This window comes from Tritonibacter sp. SIMBA_163 (genome assembly GCF_046535935.1).
In the GTDB taxonomy this organism is placed as follows: domain Bacteria; phylum Pseudomonadota; class Alphaproteobacteria; order Rhodobacterales; family Rhodobacteraceae; genus Epibacterium; species Epibacterium scottomollicae.
Map to the genome: position 1 here is coordinate 1 of NZ_JAWJBP010001152.1, position 242 is coordinate 242.

Sequence of the window (242 nt, forward strand, 5' to 3'; positions counted from 1 at the left end):
GTGCAGCGTACCGGTCGCCATCGCCCGGGCCGACGGTGCCGCGTCCGCGCCAATTCGCGTGGCGCAGGCCCAGACGACCTATGCGTTCGACATCCCGGCACAGCCACTGGCACAGGCGCTGAATGCATTCAGCGCACGAACGGGCTGGCAGGTCGGGCACCACCGGGCCGCGGTCGCCCTCCTGCACGTCGTAAACGAGGTTGAGCTGCTCCCGCTGCGTGGTGATCCACGGCGCCAGCACC

Annotated in this window: 1 protein-coding gene; it reads right to left on the bottom strand. The window is 70.2% G+C overall.

All coding sequences use genetic code 11. The annotated features are described in order from the left end of the window. The coding region (locus tag R0J92_RS25935) for a hypothetical protein (RefSeq protein WP_411053805.1) at positions 1 to 242 on the bottom strand (242 nt) is incomplete at both ends.